Source organism: Flavobacterium erciyesense, from assembly GCF_018069925.1.
Taxonomy (GTDB): Bacteria; Bacteroidota; Bacteroidia; order Flavobacteriales; family Flavobacteriaceae; genus Flavobacterium; species Flavobacterium erciyesense.
Map to the genome: position 1 here is coordinate 153,805 of NZ_JAGPXB010000002.1, position 16,155 is coordinate 169,959.

A 16,155-nucleotide genomic window follows, 5' to 3' on the forward strand; every position below is an offset into this window, starting at 1 on the left:
GTATGAAATTTGTAAATAAATAATTATGGTAAAAAGATTAAATAAATTGGACCATAAAATACCAAAAAGTCAGAGTGATAAATGAAATCAGAATTCCGAAACCAATCATCATACTGCTTAACCTAGGCTTAAGTCCGTGTGTGGCCGAGAGTATACAGGCGGTTATCATGGGAGCCATAGCTGCTTCCATAACTGCAATTTGAATACTGGTAGAATGTTGTTGTAGCATCACCACATAAATAAAAAAAATTAATGCTGGCGTGAGTATTAATTTGTACAAAAGACCAATGGCAAGAAAAGGCCAATGTTTACTGTTCTTCTCAAATTTTAATTGTAAACCTACCGAAATTAATGCCAATGGCGTCACTCCGCTACCTACCTTTTGCAACAAAAATTGAAGAGTTGAAATAAATTCTATGTGAAACACATTCATCAAACAAGCTAATAAAAAAGTGATAAAAGGTGGAAAAAGCAGAATTTTTTTAGCTATTTGCTTCGGCTCCGGATTACCGGCAGAAAATAAAGTAGCTACTACAATCCCGAGTGTTGACAAAACCACAAATGTACCGGGCTGGTCTACCAAGATAGCTGTTTTTAATCCGTCTTGTCCGTACAATGCTTCAATAATCGGGAAACCTAAAAAGGAAGTGTTTCCTAAACCCGTAGTCAAAATCAAACATCCTGTTAACTTTTTGGACCAACCCAATTTTTTACCCAAAAAACTAAAAAACAAATACGAACACCCAAAAGCAATCCAAGCAACGCCAATGGGAAAAAGCAATTCAGTACTCCAATGTATTTTAGGGATGTAATATAAAGCCAAGGCAGGAAGACAAACATTAATTACAATTTTGTTTAAAACTTGGTAAATGCGTACGGGAAATCCTTTGATGTTTTGAAACAACAAGCCTATACCTAAATAAACGAAAATTAAAACTAAATTGATCATAAAGCTGCAAAGGTATTGACTAAAACACTAGAAAAGGAATGCTTTAAAACAAATTTTGTTACAAAAACATTCTCTTGAGCACAGTAAAAAAAAGCATCTTAATTTTAGGCTAAAGCAATCACATAGACTGTCTATTTTTAGTATTTTTACTTTCATAAAAAAGAGTTTTGTCAAGTAAAAAATTCCATCCTAGCGCCTTACACGAAAAACCCGGTATTCCCGCTCCTGAAACCATCAGCGGCTATGCTGTGCAACACATTCAAAAATTCAGAAAATTACAACCATCAGCTAATGAATTGGTAGCTGGAATTTTGAATGGTAACATCACTGCTTTGAGTAGAGCCATTACTCTTGTAGAAAGTACTAGTAGTGCTCATTTGGCGAAAGCCAATGAAGTAATTACATCTTGCTTGCCACACGCCAATAAATCGGTGCGAATTGGAATTACAGGCGTTCCTGGCGTGGGAAAAAGTACTTTTATTGAAGCTTTTGGAAAATACTTAACTGGTTTAGGGAAAAAAGTAGCCGTACTTGCCGTTGATCCTAGTAGTACGATCTCACACGGAAGTATTTTAGGTGATAAAACCCGCATGGAAGAATTGGTGAAAGATGAGAATGCTTTCATTCGTCCATCAGCCTCGGGTGATACGCTGGGAGGTGTGGCTCGTAAAACCCGTGAAACCATAACGCTATGCGAAGCAGCTGGTTTTGATACGATTATTATTGAAACCGTTGGCGTAGGCCAAAGTGAAACAGCCGTTCATAGCATGGTTGATTTCTTTTTATTGCTCAAAATTTCTGGTGCTGGCGATGAATTACAAGGTATAAAGCGCGGAATTATGGAAATGGCTGATGCCATAGTGATTAACAAAGCCGATGGCGATAACGTAAAAAGAGCGCATCTTGCGAAAGTAGAATTCAATAGAGCCTTACATTTATTTCCTGCCAAAAAATCAGGATGGACACCAACCACTGCAGCTTGTAGCGCAATAACTCAAGAAGGAATCAGCGAAGTTTGGACTACCATCGAAAAATTCTTGACCCTAACTAAAGGCAACAATTATTTTTTTGAAAAACGTAAAGAGCAAAATCAATATTGGATGTTAGAAACGATTAATGAACAATTAAAATCGAATTTTTTCAGCAATCCTGGCATTCAGCAATCAATGGCCGTAACTAAAAAAGCGGTGCAAAATGATGAAATTTCACCTTTTGCAGCCGCTCAAAAATTATTAGAAACGTATTTTAAGAAAGAATAGCTTATTTAACTCTAATTTCTTGATAAGTTTCATACCCATACTGTATCATTTTTGCACCTAATATTAAAGCAAAAAACTTTCCTATCACATATCCAGCCATGTGACCATACTTGTAGCTTTCGCCGTAGGTTTCAATAATTTTAATTTCAAAAGGAAAAAACTTCACCACTCCGCCGATAATAAACATAGTACCTAGGATAAACATGGCATACATAAAAACATTTTTCATAGTTATTGGGTTATTGGTTAATTGGGTTAAATAGCAATATAAATTTACTCTTTTTCGTAGCGCTCCATTTCGCGGTCGTAAAACTCATTGGCAAGAACGATTAATCCTTCCATTTCTGTATTCAATTCGGCTTCGTCTAAATCCTCCGCTTCTTCCATGAACTCGACCTCATCATCTTTTAAATTGATGATAAATCTCGGATAATCAAGGTGAATAATGAATATATCTTCGGGGAAATCAGTATTGTCGCCTAGTAAAAATTTTGGTAATTCCATGAATATTTTTATTTAATAATTTTTGTTTTTAATTCTTCTCTTGCTGCAAAATCAGCTTTTTGGTCAATCTAGCAAAGCGAATATACAAAAATAATGAAGCAGCTGTTAGCCCGGCTAAAAGTCCGATCCAAATTCCAACCGCTTTTAACTCTGTATACTTTCCTAGATAATAGGAAATAGGAAAACCGATAACCCAATAGGCCACAAACGTAATATACATGGGTATTTTCACATCTTGCAAACCTCGCAAAGCACCTAGTACAACGACTTGTATTCCATCAGAAATTTGAAAGATAGCCGCTATTAAAAGGAGTTGTGCTGTAATTTTTATAATTTCCTCATTATCCACTAACTGAGAAACATCAGACATATTCAGGAATAAATGAGGCAAATAGTTGTGAAATAGGACAAACACTAATCCGAAAATAATTTCTAAAATAATAGCCAATAAGAATATCGAACGCGCCACCACTACAAGGTATTTATAATCGTTCGTGCCTTTGGTATTCCCTACTCGAATCATCGCTGTAACGCTCAAACCCATCGCCACCATAAAAGTTGATGAAGCTAGCGTTAGCGCGATTTGATTGGCAGCTTGACTGTTTTTACCCAACGAACCCGAAAGCCAAATAGCGGCTGTAAACAAAGTTACTTCAAATAACATTTGCATAGCGGATGGCATTCCCAGATCGATTATTTTCTTTAAAATCGACTTTCGAATATCTTTAAAACTAAAGTTGGCAAAGTATTTTTTCAGTACTTTATTGTTTTTCATTAGATAATGCATGAAAACGACCATCATAATTCTAGAAAGTACCGTTCCCAAAGCCGCGCCTACAATACCGAGTTTAGGAAAAATCCAAACGCCGTAAATAAGCACATAATTAAAGAACACGTGCACCACATTGGCCAAGAAAATTGCATACATCGAGTATTTGGTGTGCGATAATCCATCGGCAAACTGCTTGTATCCTTGGTAAATAATTACTGGAATTAACGAAAAAGCAACCCAATCAATATAAGGAGCAGCCAAAGCGGCCACTTCTGCCGGTTGGTGCATCAAATACATCAACTCTTTTGATAAAACGGTTAATATAAATAAGGAAACGCCCAAAATGGTACACAACAGAAGACCGTGATGAAAAGTAGCTCTAATTTTATCTTCTTTTTGCTCTGCATCGGCTTCAGCAATTAGCGGCGTGATGGCTGTAGAAAAACCAATTCCTAACGACATAGCGATGAAAATAAAACTATTTCCTAAGGATACGGCGGCCAACTCCGTAGAGCCTAGTTTACCCACCATAAAATTATCGACAATTCCGATTAAGGTGTGCCCAAGCATTCCTAAAATTACTGGGTAAGCCAATTTAATGTTATATGAAAACTCCTTAAAGTACTGAGATAAATTCACTTGTGTTTTTTTGAGTGCAAAGATAATTAGAAGCTTTCAATTTTCAGGTGACAGCTACCATTATAAGTAGCTATTGATACATAAAAACAAGGCTCCCTCAAATTCTGTAACAATGCTTTTAAATTCTATAACATGCTAAACGCACTGCCCGTCTATCTTTGTCCTGTAGATTTGTTGCAACAATCACCATATCTACATCATTAAAAAATCAATAAAAAAAATTACATTATGACAATCTCAAGAAAAGTAACAACAGGAATTTTAGCAGCTGCGGCATTTATATTTACAGCAACAACCCAAGCTCAAGAAACTACAAATGCAGCCACAAATTACGATCAAGGTTTCCGTTTAGGAGTAGGACTAAATGCAGGTTACTCTACTAACGATCCTTACAAATTAGCACTTGGTGCCGATGTTAGAGGACAATATGATTTATCAAAAAGATACTCATTGACTTTAACTACAGGGTACACTAACTTATTTCAAAGTAAAGCAGATGGATTTCCTGGACAAACAGAAGGAAAAGATTTAGGTTTAATTCCTGCAAAAGCAGGTTTCAAAGCTTTTATTTGGGACGATCAGTTTTATGTAATGGGTGAAGCAGGTGCTGCCTTTGCAGTAAGTAATGTTGACAATACTAGAGACAAAACCTCTTTGTTATTATCCCCAAGTATCGGATACGCAACAAAATATATTGACGTATCGTTAAACTACACACACTACAATCATTTTGACCGCATCAACAACAATGGTTCTCTAGGTAGAGGCGTTGGACAAGTTGGCGTACGTGTAGCTTACGGTTTCAAATTGTAAGACATAATCATATTGAATTAGTTATAAAAAAAGGCACTGTTTGATCTCAGTGCCTTTTTTGCGTTTACTCTTTTTGAAGCATTTGTTTATAGGATTCAAAATTAGCTTTAATTTTTTCATCTAATTCCGGCTCCTTGATATCAGTATATTTTTGCATTTCTTCCCAAATAATTTTGGCTACGATGTAACGAGCCATGGCTTTGTCATCAGCAGGAACAATAAACCAAGGCGCATTTTCAGTAGCTGTTTTGGTAATCGCTTCCTCGTAATAGTGCATATAATCGTCCCAACGCTCGCGCTCTTTCAAGTCTCCCGCCGAAAATTTCCAATGATGCTCCTCTTCCTCTAACCTACGCAGCAATCGCTTGCGTTGCTCTTCCTTGCTCATGTGGAAATAAAACTTCAACACAATCGTGCCGTTTTGAGTCAGGTGATTTTCAAAATTTTTAATTTGCTCCATCCTGTTTTCCCAAAATTCAGGCGTAATATCCGCCACCTCATTTATTCCGGGTAAATTCTCGTTCAAAATATATTCAGGATGCACTCTCGTCACCAAAACATTCTCGTAATGCGTACGATTAAATACGGCAAACTTTCCTTTTTCGGGTAAGGCCAAATAATGCCTCCACAAATAATCATGTTCTAATTCAGTCGAATTGGGTGTTTTAAAACTGTGCACCACCACTCCACGCGGATTAAACTCCTTAAAAACCTCTCGAATCAAGCTATCCTTACCCGATGTATCCATTCCTTGCAAACAAATCAATACACCATAACGATTGTGCGCATACATCATATCCTGCAAAGCGCTCAACTTGGCCTGCACCGCATTCAGTTTTTCCTCTTTCTCGTCATCGCTTATCTTATACTGCAATTCCGTTGGGATAGCAGCCAAATCAATTGGTCCAACTGCTCTAAAATCATCTGGCTTTATGAACTTCATCGTATTTATTTTATCTTTACTTCTCAAATATAACAAATTATTAGGAGCTTTTTCCTGCTGTACGCTATATTCCCGATAAATAAAAACTACGGCAAAAAAGCCTTGTTTTTCTAAATCGGGAGATACCGCTGCCATCAGGGCTAGGGCCTTACTGCAACATCACAAAACATGGAAAAATTCACACTCGAAATTCTTTGCCAAATCATCGGAATCGGATCAGCATCAGGACTTATTTATCAAGACCCTTCACTCTATGTGATTGGTGATAACAGCGGTTTCCTGTACCAATACGATCTACAATCCAAAGAATTACAACGCCACCCTTTAGTCGAAAACCCAACCGAAAACACTCCTAAAAAAGACAAAGCCGACTTTGAAGCGATAACGCATTACCAAGATAGCCTTTATATTTTTGGCTCCGGCTCTACCCAAAAGCGGAATAAAATGGTGCACCTTAACGGAAATACCAAACAAGTAATTGCCACACATGACTTGACCGATTTGTATGCAGTCATGCAAAACTTTGGCGGGATCAATCCCGAAGATTTCAATATTGAAGGCGCTATTTTCGATGGAGAAAATTATTATTTATTAAATCGTGGCAATGGTAAGTCTGGCAAAAACATTTTGTTTACCGTAGCTGGCAAAAATCTCAGCAACGATTTTCAAATCCTGTCCAACAACTACAAATTGCCTAAAATAAAAGGCGTTCGAACCAGTTTTACTGATGGTGTTTTGGTTGGTGATCAACTTTATTTTTTGGCCTCTGCCGAAGATACACAATCAACGTATGATGATGGTGCCGTTTTAGGAAGCTTGATCGGGAGCATCGACCTAAAAACTATGAAAATCAATTTCACACAAAAAATTAGCGACACCCATAAATTTGAAGGATTAACACTATTTGCAGATACTCCAGATAAAATACAATTTTTACTTTGCGAAGACAATGACACCGAAGTTTTAGAAACCACGATTTATAAATTGAGAGTCAATAAAAAAAGATAGCCTGCTCCTTCATTCGACTTTTGCTCCACGCGCGTTAAAATTTAATTAAAATAAAAAAGTAAATGCAGTTAGCCGCTGGAAACGTGGTAATTTTGTACAACAAGTTTTGAAAAACTGACATAAAAAAAACACCAAATGACTGATTTAAAAAATAAAACGGCACTGGTCACCGGCGCCGGAAAAGGAATAGGAAAAGCAATTGCATTGGCTTTAGCCAAAGAAGGCGTAAACGTAATTTTAGTAGCGCGCACCCAAGAAGAAATTGACAGTGTAGCTGCAAAAGTACGTTCGCTACGTGTAAAAGCTTTGGCTGTTACCGCAGATGTTGCTGATATCAACTCCGTAAACGCTGCGGTGGAAAAAGCACTAAATGAATTTGGCGCTATTGATATTTTAATCAATAACGCTGGTATTGCATCGTTTGGAAAATTCTTAGAATTAGAACCAACAGACTGGGAACGCATTATTCAAGTGAATTTAATGGGACCGTATTATGTTACGAGAGCCGTTGTTCCGAACATGATTGAAAGACAAACTGGTGATATTATCAACATTTCATCAACCGCTGGATTGGCAGGAAATGCCATGACGAGTGCCTACAGCGCTTCTAAATTTGCGTTGTTAGGACTAACCGATTCTTTGATGCAAGAAATGCGCAAACACAACATTCGTGTTACTGCTCTTACCCCAAGCACCGTAGCTACTGATATGGCCAAAGAACTGAAGCTTACGGACGGAAATCCGGATAAAGTAATGCAAGCCGAAGATATGGCTGAGCTAGTTATTGCTCAACTCAAATTAAATCGTCGCGTGTTTGTAAAAAACAGCAGCCTTTGGTCTACTAATCCGTAAAGTTTAAAAGTTTACAGTATAAAAACTAAAAAACCATTGAGAAGCAAATTAAAATCGCTTTCTCAATGGTTTTTTCTTTGTTACAAGCTGTGTCTATTCCTTATTTTGTTGCGTAGCTCTATTTTTTTGTTCTTTTAAAATGGAATTCAAGTGTGGTTGTGTTTCTCTTTCGATATCACTTTCACTGAGTTGTAAACCTTTGGCATCATCAACCAAAACATACCAAGGTTTGACTTTGCCAAACGGATAGGCTCCAAAAACAATGACAGGAGTTCCTTTTACTTTCACATTTTGATCATCTTGAAGTATCCATTCGTCTGCCCAACTGTAGAGTTTTTTGGCATCCGCTTCTTGAAGTCTCAAACAAGAATGCGAAGCAGGATAACCCGGTAAAGCATATTGATGAAAACCAACACCCAATTTATTTTCGATGTTAAAATTCCATTTTAAATCCCACTCGTCGTTAAAAGTACTGGTTGTTTTTTCCGCTTTCCAGTTAGTAAAAAACAAGCCCGTAGGTGTTTTATCTTTTTCCCTTCCCATATTGGTAGGGCCGGTATAAATTAGTTCGCCATTTTCATAGGCAGCAAAAGTTTGAGTCGGGTACGAAAAATAGATAATCTTTTCAACCTCCTTTAAAGCCGAAACCTTCAAGGGAAAAGGCAAATAATAAGCAATATCTCCCGTAAAATCATTTGGAACAATAACCGAATCTAATTTTTTGAAATTATCAGCGTCTGTCCTATTGATGGCATACGCAAGTTGCAATTGAGTACTATCGTTTGTAGCTTTCTTTAGCCATTCTTTCGTGTTTTCAAAATTATAAGTGACCGTACCTGGTTTTTTTCGTTCTATTTTAGTTGGAATTTTTTCTGTTTGATTTTTGTTTTTAGAACTTGCCGCGCTCTCTTTACAAGAAAACAAAACAGAACAAACTACGGCGCTAAGGATACATACAATTGGCTTCATAAGGTTAAATTTTAATTAGTTTAAAATTACCTCAATCAACTACAAAGTCTCTTACACAATTTGTATTAGTTATTATAGAATTAAACTTCATTTAAACCATTAAGAAAATGAAGGAAATTAAGCCTAAAACTTAATGACCTTAACTTACTAAATGGTTTAAAAATGATTTACTTAAATGACTTATATGTTAAAACCAAAACATAAAAACCATTAAGAAAATGAAGAAAATTAAGCGTAAAACTTAATGAACTCAACCCCTTAATGGTTTAAAATATTTTACTTAAATGACTTATATGTTTAAAACCTACACTAACACAGATACAAAATCCATGCGCACGCTGCCATCCTCATCAATTCGAGTCAAGTTGATATCGTGTAGCGTATTCACCAATTCAGGATTCCAAGGCGTTTTTACTTTTACGTAATTTTCAGTAAATCCGTGAATGTAGCCTTCTTTATTTTCACTTTCAAACAACACTTTGCGTTGCGTTCCCAACTGACTTTCATAAAAAGCACGACGTTTTTTCACAGATAATCCACGTAACATTTTACTACGTTTTGCACGCACATTTGCCGGAACAACTCCGCTCATAGCAGCAGCCTCAGTATTATCACGCTCCGAATACGTAAAAACGTGCAAGTACGATATATCCAAATCATTCAAAAAATGATAGGTTTCCAGAAAATGCTCATCGGTTTCACCCGGAAAACCTACAATCACGTCTACTCCTATACACGCATGTGGCATTACTTCCCGAATTTTACTCACGCGCTCCGTGTACACCTCGCGCAAGTAACGACGCTTCATCAACTTTAAAATATCATTACTCCCAGATTGCAACGGAATGTGAAAATGTGGTACAAAAGTCCTGCTTTTCGACACAAATTCAATCGTTTCGTTTTTCAATAAATTCGGTTCAATAGACGAAATTCGCAAACGCTCAATACCGTCCACTTCATCCAAAGCCTGAACCAATTCCAAAAAAGTATGTTCGTGTTTTTTATTTCCAAATTCCCCTTTACCGTAATCGCCAATATTTACGCCCGTAAGCACAATTTCTTTAATGCCTTGTTTCGAAATTTCAGCTGCATTTTTCAATACATTTCCTAACTCGTCACTTCTAGAAATTCCTCTCGCTAGCGGAATCGTGCAATAGGTACATTTATAATCGCAACCATCCTGAACTTTCAAGAACGCACGCGTTCTATCGCCTATAGAATAACTGCCTACATAAAAATCAGCTTCGGCAATCTCGCAGGAATGCACCTCGCCCATATCATTTTTAGACAAATCGTTGATGTAATCGGCCAGTTTGAATTTTTCGGTAGCACCAAGCACCAAATCTACGCCATCCACCGCCGCCAATTCCTCTGGTTTCAGTTGCGCATAACAACCCACCGCAGCCACAAAAGCTTTATCGTTGAGCTTCATAGCCTTACGCACCACTTGTTTGAATTGTTTATCGGCATTTTCAGTAACTGAACACGTATTAATCACATACATATCAGCCACTTCTTCAAAATCAACGCGATCAAAACCCTCGTCTTGAAGATTGCGCGCAATAGTTGATGTTTCTGAGAAATTGAGTTTACAGCCTAAAGTATAAAAGGCTACTTTTTTGCGTTTTTCCATAAGTAAGCGCTATCTAATGAAATCGTTGTCAAAAAAATAGCGTGCGCAAATTTACGAACAAATACGAGAAAACTGCACCGAATTGAATTTTTATTAAATAGGGCGTGCCCCTCCGTAAACTGCGGGTCGGGCTCTACGCTCTATCTTTATTTTTTTAAAGAAAAAAAATAAAGGATGCCGCTGCTATCCCTCACGCAAACTAACTCGCTGCAAACCAAATCTATGGAAACAAGAAACATCTTATTGCTTTTGTAATAAATTTATTATTTCTATATTTGGTAAATACAAACTAATTATGCTACATGCTAATCATTTTCAGTTGGTTTGAGTTGGAGAGGGTTTGTCCTCCAATATAGTAGTTAGCAGAGATTTTTAAACCCAAACCGCTGAAAAAAAATTGGAGGAAGCGAAATTTATTCAAGACGAAAATATATTTATTTTAATCGGTGTAGAATTAATTCTTATTGCGCTGATATATTGGTTTTATAAGAGTTACTGGAAAGATAGAGAACGAGATTATGATAATAGTGCTGAAGATAATAGCTATGGGTATAGAAGAATGACCTCTTGGCGAGCGTATTTATTTGTCGGTGTAATATTTACAATAATATCGTGGGAATTGATTAAAAGACTCATTAATATTTTTCATTAAAACCTCAGCTAGTCCACGCATTAGGTCAAACTTGGCTAGCGAGAGTTTCTAGCTCGTGCCTACAAACAAAATTTAGTCAATATTGTTGGATGACAGATGAGTCGAAATTTTTAGTTTGAAGAAAAAAGAGGAGATTATTTTGTAAGTTCCTAGGCTAGCGCGAGCTTCTAGCTCGTGCCCACAAACAAAATGTAGTCAATATTGTTTTATGACAGATGAGTCGAAAATATTAGTTTGAAGAAAAAGGAGGAGGTTATTTTGTAAGTTTCCCCATCGTACCGCACGAATCCTCTCCCGCTCTAGTAAATAGACATCATGTGCCAGAGCCAAAAAAAATTACTGTGAAATGAAATTTATAGATCTATTTGAATATGCCGTTAAACTCGGTTTTAGAGCTATTCCTGTAGAAGATGAATATTATAAAATAGTTTTTAGAAGTAATAATTCATTTTATATAGAAATCTCTTTTCCCAATGATACTATTAACCAAGACTTAGCAGACTATATAAATATTGACTGGGATTATAGCATCAGAAATGATCAAAAGATTGAAATCTACAGAGAAAGCTTTGAGTATTATAAAGGAAATGCAGCAACGAAAATTAAAGAAATGCAAAATGATATTTCTGAATACTTGAACAATTTTGCTCATTTAAAATTTAATATAATCCAGCAGTCAGTATTTTCTATTTTTGGAATACGTTTTCTAAGATATAAACAGTTAGTATTTGAAAAAAAATAGTCTTAAAGATATTGTTTTACTTAGCCAGCTAGTCTGAGAATTAGGTAGCACTGGGCTAGCGCGAGCTTCTAGCTCATGCCCACAAACAAAATGTATTCAAAATTGTTTTTGATATATGAGCAGAAAATATAAATTTCATGAAAAAGAGGGAGCTTATTTTGTAAGTTTCGCAACAGTCAATTGGATAGATGTATTTACTAGAGATCTTTATTTTACAATAATGACAGAATCGTTAGACCATTGCAGAAAAAACAAGAGTATGGAAATTTATGGTTATTGCATTATGCCAAGTCACGTACATTTGATTTTTAGGTCTGCATTAGGCGACCCGTCAGGATTAATAAGGGATTTAAAAGGGTTTACTTCAAGAAAGATCATAAAAACAATTCAAGATAATCCACAAGAGAGCCGACGTGAATGGATGCTATGGATGTTTGAAAGAGCGGGAAAGAAAAACAGCAATGTTAAGGAAAAACAGTTTTGGCAACAAAACAACCAACCAATAGAAATTTGGAGTTTGAAAGTATTTGAACAGAAATTAAACTACATTCATAACAACCCAGTTGAATCAGGGTTTGTAACTGACTCTATAGACTGGAAATACAGCAGCGCAAGGAATTATGGCAATAACGATCAAACCATTTTAGAGATAGATTTAAATTAATTACGTTTGTGGGAACGAGCTAGAAGCTCGCACTAGCCTGAGGAAATAAAAAGTTCCAAAGTTAGCAACTGACAAGAAGTCACGGGCTGTAAGTGGCAATCTCACCAAAATAACTTAAAAAGACTACATGCACAGAGTTTTCGAATATATAATGGAAATTATTGGATGGCTTCAAATTGTTGCTTCACCGCTTTTAATTGGTTTAGGAATCGCTGCATTTATATATTTTCCAAATCCAACCGAAACAAGAATGATTTTTGCAATTCTTGTAGCAGTATTAGGTTTATTTATAGGAATAGTTTGGGCAAACAAAATATGGAAGACTAAAGGAACGATGTGGTTTGTTTCTCAAATTAGCGCGACACCAGACTTAGAAAATTTAACTAGAAAAGAAACCGAAAAGAATAAAAGCAACCACTAAAATGACTACAACGGATTTGCACCCCTCTAGCGCGACCTTTGGGCTCGTGCCCACAAACTGGTGCAGACACAGACCTTTCCTACGTGTAACTTCACAAAATAATTAATTATGAAAAAAATAGTATTAGCATTGTCATTTTTAAGTCTAATCTCTTGTGCTTCAAGCAATTTAGGTAATAAAGAAAATTTAATTAAAACTAATTTTACTGATTTAAAAATTGCCACTTCTTCATTAGTTAAAAATGCTACAACCATTACATGTAACGAATTACGATTTTACAATATTGATTCCGCATTTGACACTAAGAAATCCATGTTTCTTGATTTTGGAATATCGAATGAACAAACAAACGGAATGCATCAGAATAATATAAGAAAGATGCAATGGACAAATGTCAAGCTTTTTGACAGTGATGATAGGTTTACCATTATTGCTGATGGAACAGAAACTACTCAAAACTACTTTGCATGCTTAATAGTTTTTGACAATCAAGGTAAAGATTGCTTAAATGAAAATCAACCTTTAAAAAACGAAATAGTAAATTATTTTCAAAATAGGATGAAAAAAAATAGAGGTAAAAAAGTAGAGTTTCATAATATAAAATAGTTATGCCTCATTGCCAAACTGACCGTTAATAAAAACCAAATCATATGAAATACTTGTTTATATTATTTTTCACTTTTCTGCTAGTTTCTTGTGGCGAATCGTTTGATAATATGGACACGGAAATGATTAATAAAGATATTGCTGGAAATACCAATATTAAAACACCAGAAGAATTAATTACTTTTTATTATAATTATCCAAGTTCAGAAAGCAAACCGAATTTAAAAATTGAGAAGAAAGAAATTGAAAAAAATGTTTTCGAAATAACCTTGATTCACGATAATCAACAAGATGATTCCCAAAAAGCCGAAAAAATTATTATGATAGCTGAAAAGCTTGTTAACAAATGGCACGTGAAAAAAATAAGGCGGAATTGGAAATGTTACAGTGGAAGAGGTCACACAGATTGGGGAACTGAAGTTTGTAACTAAAGCAACGAAGGCATAACACACGCTACAAGCAATTTGGGCAATAGGCTTAATTTAAATATGGTTTTGTATTTGGAAATATTTGGCAAATCCGAATAATGGGCTTAATTTAGTCCCAAACTGCTTTTAGCGCGGGGACGATAACTTCTTTAACTTCAAGTATTGCTGCTGCGTTTGTTTGCAAGTAGTAGCTACTTAATTAAAAAGGTAAATCCCTCGCTACCGCGCGAATCCTTTCGTGAGGTAGTTCGCTACAAATACTAATTTTTTATATTCAAAATAAAATCAAAGAATCCCAGCTACCGCACGAATCCTTTCGTGTGGTAGTTTGCTACAAATATTAATTTTTATATTCACAATAAAATCAAAGAATCGCACTGCCGGCGCTTATGAAGATTCCTCCTTTGTCGGAATGACAAAAAAACATGCAAAATTTTCTAAAAATAAAAACCATTAAAAAATCAAGTTTAAGAACAAATCTTAAATACCTTAATTTCTTAATGGTTAAAAAAAATGGTGCAATAGCTTACACCAAAATGTATTTTTGAATCACCTCGGCTACACCGTGATTGTTATTCGAAGCCACAATAGCGTCACCTTTAGAACGTAATTCAGGATCAACATTGTCAACCCAAACGCCTAAGCCGGCATATTCAATCATAGTTAAATCGTTGCCAGCATTGCCAACCGCGATAATTTCGCTTTGATGAATGCCTAATTTTTCAGCCAAGATTTTAATACTTGCCGCTTTGTCAATTCCGTTTTGGGCTACTTCCAGAAAAAAAGGTTTAGACATACTCACACTTAAATGTGGCATGGCAGCCTTTAAATCTTGCTCTACTTCTTTCAAGTAAGAAGGCTCCTCGAGCAAAATACATTTCACCGCCGATGATTGCACTGCATCTGTAAAACGAGCCACTTTATTATGAGCTAAACCGGTAATGTTTTTTTCAACTTCAATGTATTCCGAGTCGGTTTCGCTGATAATTTCACCATTCAAATAGGTGATAATATGCGTTTTGCTTTTTAGGCTGTAGGCATACAACTCATGAATTTGTTCTTGACTTAGCGTTTGTTCAAAAATTACGGTATCCGTTTTTAAATCGGTAATGACAGCGCCGTTGTACGAAATCATGTAAGAGTCCTGCAATTGCAATTCTTCAGCAAACTGCACCATTGCTGGAGTAGGTCTGCCCGAAGCCAAAATAATGTGAACTCCTAACGCTTTTGCTTTTTCAAGCATTAATTTATTTTCGTTTGAAATCGTATGCGCATCCGTAAGCAACGTATCATCTAGGTCTAAAACCAGCATTTTATATTTCATTCTGCCTTTTTTCAATGATTTAAATACTCATTCGGAATTCCTCGATAACTGGATTTACCTTTGCAAATTCTGTTTCTTGTACAAACAATTCGACTGCTTGTCCCGTAGTGCCAAAACCCGCCAAACGTGCCGATTGAATATTATTTTTTAGCAAAGTCTCTACGCCAATTGCTTCAATTTTTTCTTTAAGTGCCAATGCTAAAATTTCACTTCCTGAAAACACTTTCATTAATCCCATCCTATTCCTATTTATTTATTATCGTCATTAATTTCTTCCTCGTTGTCTTCAAATTCTACATCTTCGTCCTCTTCATCCTCATCCTCATCCTCATCTTCATAAAAATCAAATTCAAAAGGCTCAATCAACATTCTTTCGGCCATGATTTCAATTCTTTCTGTGAATTGCTCGGTGAAAATAATACGTTGGGTTTTATCGATACTGTTCGAAATACGCATGATTTTAGTTTCGTGACGCAATTTCAAAATCGGGTCGGCATCGTCAAGAATAAACATTTTCAAGCGGTTCACGTTGTAACCTGCGGATGAAAACATTTCACTCAATTTATTTGGTGTACCAATCAATACATCAATTCCAGTCGAAATGTAATTTTTGTCGTAATCCATGTCGCCTTTGTCGTGTACTCCATAAATTTCGAGATCGGTGTATTTTGCCAATTTTTCAAATTGTGCTACCATTTCGACCACTTTTTCTTTATCAGAAACGATAATTAAAGCGCGTGGCGACTCCTCAACTGAACCCACCAAACGCTGAATAACATTGATGACAATGGTAGTCGATTTTCCGCTGCCAGCAGGTGCCACAATAATAGCGTCGGCGCCACTTTTTAAAGTTCCAAAGGTTTCCTTCTGAATGTCATTTGCCTCTAAAAACCCGTTGTCAATTAAGTTTTGCTGCAGCGTCTCGTTTATTTTTTTTAATTTCATTCTTTTTATATTGAAAGATTCAAAAATTTAAA

At 36.0% G+C, this 16,155-nt stretch carries 19 protein-coding genes; 9 read left to right on the forward strand and 10 right to left on the reverse strand.

Translation table 11 applies throughout. The features are described 5' to 3' along the window. Positions 1 to 37 precede the first annotated feature (37 nt). Positions 38 to 949, reverse strand: coding sequence for an AEC family transporter (locus KBJ98_RS03660; protein ID WP_210788326.1), 912 nt, complete (start codon positions 947 to 949; stop codon positions 38 to 40). Between the two features lie 167 nt (positions 950 to 1,116). Between KBJ98_RS03660 and meaB the strand changes: the two genes are divergently transcribed. Beyond that, entirely contained in the window at positions 1,117 to 2,208 is a 1,092-nt protein-coding gene (meaB, locus tag KBJ98_RS03665) for a methylmalonyl Co-A mutase-associated GTPase MeaB (RefSeq protein WP_210788327.1), read from the forward strand. 1 nt (position 2,209) lies between these two features. On the opposite strand, the gene KBJ98_RS03670 is transcribed toward meaB, so the two are convergent. The 3 genes from KBJ98_RS03670 to KBJ98_RS03680 are packed head-to-tail and all read right to left on the reverse strand — an operon-like array spanning position 2,210 to position 4,123. Beyond that, the gene (locus KBJ98_RS03670; protein ID WP_210788328.1) at positions 2,210 to 2,437 is read right to left on the reverse strand and encodes a hypothetical protein; all 228 of its coding nucleotides are present in this window, start codon (positions 2,435 to 2,437) and stop codon (positions 2,210 to 2,212) included. Between the two features lie 44 nt (positions 2,438 to 2,481). Further along, positions 2,482 to 2,712 (reverse strand): hypothetical protein, encoded by a 231-nt coding sequence (locus tag KBJ98_RS03675; protein ID WP_086453598.1) that lies wholly within the window; start codon positions 2,710 to 2,712, stop codon positions 2,482 to 2,484. Positions 2,713 to 2,740: 28 nt separating this feature from the next. Next, positions 2,741 to 4,123 (reverse strand): MATE family efflux transporter, encoded by a 1,383-nt coding sequence (locus KBJ98_RS03680; RefSeq protein ID WP_210788329.1) that lies wholly within the window; start codon positions 4,121 to 4,123, stop codon positions 2,741 to 2,743. Positions 4,124 to 4,351: 228 nt separating this feature from the next. On the opposite strand from KBJ98_RS03680, the gene KBJ98_RS03685 reads away from it, so the two are divergent. Further along, positions 4,352 to 4,936 (forward strand): hypothetical protein, encoded by a 585-nt coding sequence (locus tag KBJ98_RS03685; RefSeq protein WP_210788330.1) that lies wholly within the window; start codon positions 4,352 to 4,354, stop codon positions 4,934 to 4,936. Between the two features lie 64 nt (positions 4,937 to 5,000). Here KBJ98_RS03685 and KBJ98_RS03690 read toward each other — a convergent pair whose 3' ends face one another. Then, on the reverse strand, positions 5,001 to 5,879 hold the full coding sequence (locus KBJ98_RS03690) for a PPK2 family polyphosphate kinase (protein ID WP_210788331.1): 879 nt from the start codon (positions 5,877 to 5,879) through the stop codon (positions 5,001 to 5,003). Between the two features lie 168 nt (positions 5,880 to 6,047). Here KBJ98_RS03690 and KBJ98_RS03695 point away from each other — a divergent pair, with 168 nt between their 5' ends. Both KBJ98_RS03695 and KBJ98_RS03700 read left to right on the forward strand, forming a co-directional pair. Next, the gene (locus KBJ98_RS03695; RefSeq protein ID WP_210788332.1) at positions 6,048 to 6,887 is read left to right on the forward strand and encodes a DUF6929 family protein; all 840 of its coding nucleotides are present in this window, start codon (positions 6,048 to 6,050) and stop codon (positions 6,885 to 6,887) included. A 135-nt stretch (positions 6,888 to 7,022) separates the two neighbouring features. Further along, entirely contained in the window at positions 7,023 to 7,739 is a 717-nt protein-coding gene (locus KBJ98_RS03700; RefSeq protein ID WP_210788333.1) for a 3-ketoacyl-ACP reductase, read from the forward strand. Positions 7,740 to 7,832: 93 nt separating this feature from the next. Here KBJ98_RS03700 and KBJ98_RS03705 read toward each other — a convergent pair whose 3' ends face one another. Next, positions 7,833 to 8,708 (reverse strand): L,D-transpeptidase, encoded by an 876-nt coding sequence (locus tag KBJ98_RS03705; protein ID WP_210788334.1) that lies wholly within the window; start codon positions 8,706 to 8,708, stop codon positions 7,833 to 7,835. 304 nt (positions 8,709 to 9,012) lie between these two features. Continuing rightward, complete coding sequence (mtaB, locus tag KBJ98_RS03710; protein ID WP_210788335.1) at positions 9,013 to 10,341, reverse strand: tRNA (N(6)-L-threonylcarbamoyladenosine(37)-C(2))-methylthiotransferase MtaB; 1,329 nt, start codon at positions 10,339 to 10,341, stop codon at positions 9,013 to 9,015. Positions 10,342 to 11,339: 998 nt separating this feature from the next. Here mtaB and KBJ98_RS03715 point away from each other — a divergent pair. The 5 genes from KBJ98_RS03715 (at position 11,340) to KBJ98_RS03735 (ending at position 13,857) form a co-directional block, all read left to right on the forward strand. Continuing rightward, positions 11,340 to 11,735, forward strand: a complete 396-nt coding sequence (locus KBJ98_RS03715; RefSeq protein WP_210788336.1) for a hypothetical protein — start codon at positions 11,340 to 11,342, stop codon at positions 11,733 to 11,735. A gap of 115 nt (positions 11,736 to 11,850) precedes the next feature. Next, positions 11,851 to 12,399, forward strand: coding sequence for an REP-associated tyrosine transposase (locus KBJ98_RS03720; RefSeq protein ID WP_210788337.1), 549 nt, complete (start codon positions 11,851 to 11,853; stop codon positions 12,397 to 12,399). 127 nt (positions 12,400 to 12,526) lie between these two features. Further along, a complete protein-coding gene (locus KBJ98_RS03725; protein ID WP_210788338.1) occupies positions 12,527 to 12,820 on the forward strand; it encodes a hypothetical protein in 294 nt (97 codons plus the stop codon). Between the two features lie 108 nt (positions 12,821 to 12,928). Beyond that, positions 12,929 to 13,426 (forward strand): hypothetical protein, encoded by a 498-nt coding sequence (locus KBJ98_RS03730; protein ID WP_210788339.1) that lies wholly within the window; start codon positions 12,929 to 12,931, stop codon positions 13,424 to 13,426. Positions 13,427 to 13,470: 44 nt separating this feature from the next. Beyond that, entirely contained in the window at positions 13,471 to 13,857 is a 387-nt protein-coding gene (locus KBJ98_RS03735) for a hypothetical protein (protein WP_210788340.1), read from the forward strand. 523 nt (positions 13,858 to 14,380) lie between these two features. On the opposite strand, the gene KBJ98_RS03740 is transcribed toward KBJ98_RS03735, so the two are convergent. From KBJ98_RS03740 to KBJ98_RS03750, 3 genes are read right to left on the reverse strand one after another with little or no spacing between them, the layout of a single operon-like run. Then, a complete protein-coding gene (locus tag KBJ98_RS03740; RefSeq protein ID WP_210788341.1) occupies positions 14,381 to 15,178 on the reverse strand; it encodes a Cof-type HAD-IIB family hydrolase in 798 nt (265 codons plus the stop codon). 19 nt (positions 15,179 to 15,197) lie between these two features. Beyond that, positions 15,198 to 15,416, reverse strand: coding sequence for a DUF2007 domain-containing protein (locus tag KBJ98_RS03745; RefSeq protein ID WP_166138547.1), 219 nt, complete (start codon positions 15,414 to 15,416; stop codon positions 15,198 to 15,200). An 11-nt stretch (positions 15,417 to 15,427) separates the two neighbouring features. Then, on the reverse strand, positions 15,428 to 16,123 hold the full coding sequence (locus tag KBJ98_RS03750; protein ID WP_210788342.1) for a DEAD/DEAH box helicase: 696 nt from the start codon (positions 16,121 to 16,123) through the stop codon (positions 15,428 to 15,430). Between the last annotated feature and the right edge of the window lie 32 nt (positions 16,124 to 16,155).

Bases quoted from the DNA above. Each gene is read 5' to 3' on its own strand.
- KBJ98_RS03660 (WP_210788326.1), bottom strand. From the start codon at position 949: ATGATCAATTTAGTTTTAATTTTCGTTTATTTAGGTATAGGCTTGTTG.
- KBJ98_RS03670 (WP_210788328.1), bottom strand. From the start codon at position 2,437: ATGAAAAATGTTTTTATGTATGCCATGTTTATCCTAGGTACTATGTTT.
- KBJ98_RS03675 (WP_086453598.1), bottom strand. From the start codon at position 2,712: ATGGAATTACCAAAATTTTTACTAGGCGACAATACTGATTTCCCCGAA.
- KBJ98_RS03685 (WP_210788330.1), top strand. From the start codon at position 4,352: ATGACAATCTCAAGAAAAGTAACAACAGGAATTTTAGCAGCTGCGGCA.
- KBJ98_RS03690 (WP_210788331.1), bottom strand. From the start codon at position 5,879: ATGAAGTTCATAAAGCCAGATGATTTTAGAGCAGTTGGACCAATTGAT.
- KBJ98_RS03695 (WP_210788332.1), top strand. From the start codon at position 6,048: ATGGAAAAATTCACACTCGAAATTCTTTGCCAAATCATCGGAATCGGA.
- KBJ98_RS03700 (WP_210788333.1), top strand. From the start codon at position 7,023: ATGACTGATTTAAAAAATAAAACGGCACTGGTCACCGGCGCCGGAAAA.
- KBJ98_RS03705 (WP_210788334.1), bottom strand. From the start codon at position 8,708: ATGAAGCCAATTGTATGTATCCTTAGCGCCGTAGTTTGTTCTGTTTTG.
- mtaB (WP_210788335.1), bottom strand. From the start codon at position 10,341: ATGGAAAAACGCAAAAAAGTAGCCTTTTATACTTTAGGCTGTAAACTC.
- KBJ98_RS03715 (WP_210788336.1), top strand. From the start codon at position 11,340: ATGAAATTTATAGATCTATTTGAATATGCCGTTAAACTCGGTTTTAGA.
- KBJ98_RS03720 (WP_210788337.1), top strand. From the start codon at position 11,851: ATGAGCAGAAAATATAAATTTCATGAAAAAGAGGGAGCTTATTTTGTA.
- KBJ98_RS03725 (WP_210788338.1), top strand. From the start codon at position 12,527: ATGCACAGAGTTTTCGAATATATAATGGAAATTATTGGATGGCTTCAA.
- KBJ98_RS03730 (WP_210788339.1), top strand. From the start codon at position 12,929: ATGAAAAAAATAGTATTAGCATTGTCATTTTTAAGTCTAATCTCTTGT.
- KBJ98_RS03735 (WP_210788340.1), top strand. From the start codon at position 13,471: ATGAAATACTTGTTTATATTATTTTTCACTTTTCTGCTAGTTTCTTGT.
- KBJ98_RS03740 (WP_210788341.1), bottom strand. From the start codon at position 15,178: ATGAAATATAAAATGCTGGTTTTAGACCTAGATGATACGTTGCTTACG.
- KBJ98_RS03745 (WP_166138547.1), bottom strand. From the start codon at position 15,416: ATGGGATTAATGAAAGTGTTTTCAGGAAGTGAAATTTTAGCATTGGCA.
- KBJ98_RS03750 (WP_210788342.1), bottom strand. From the start codon at position 16,123: ATGAAATTAAAAAAAATAAACGAGACGCTGCAGCAAAACTTAATTGAC.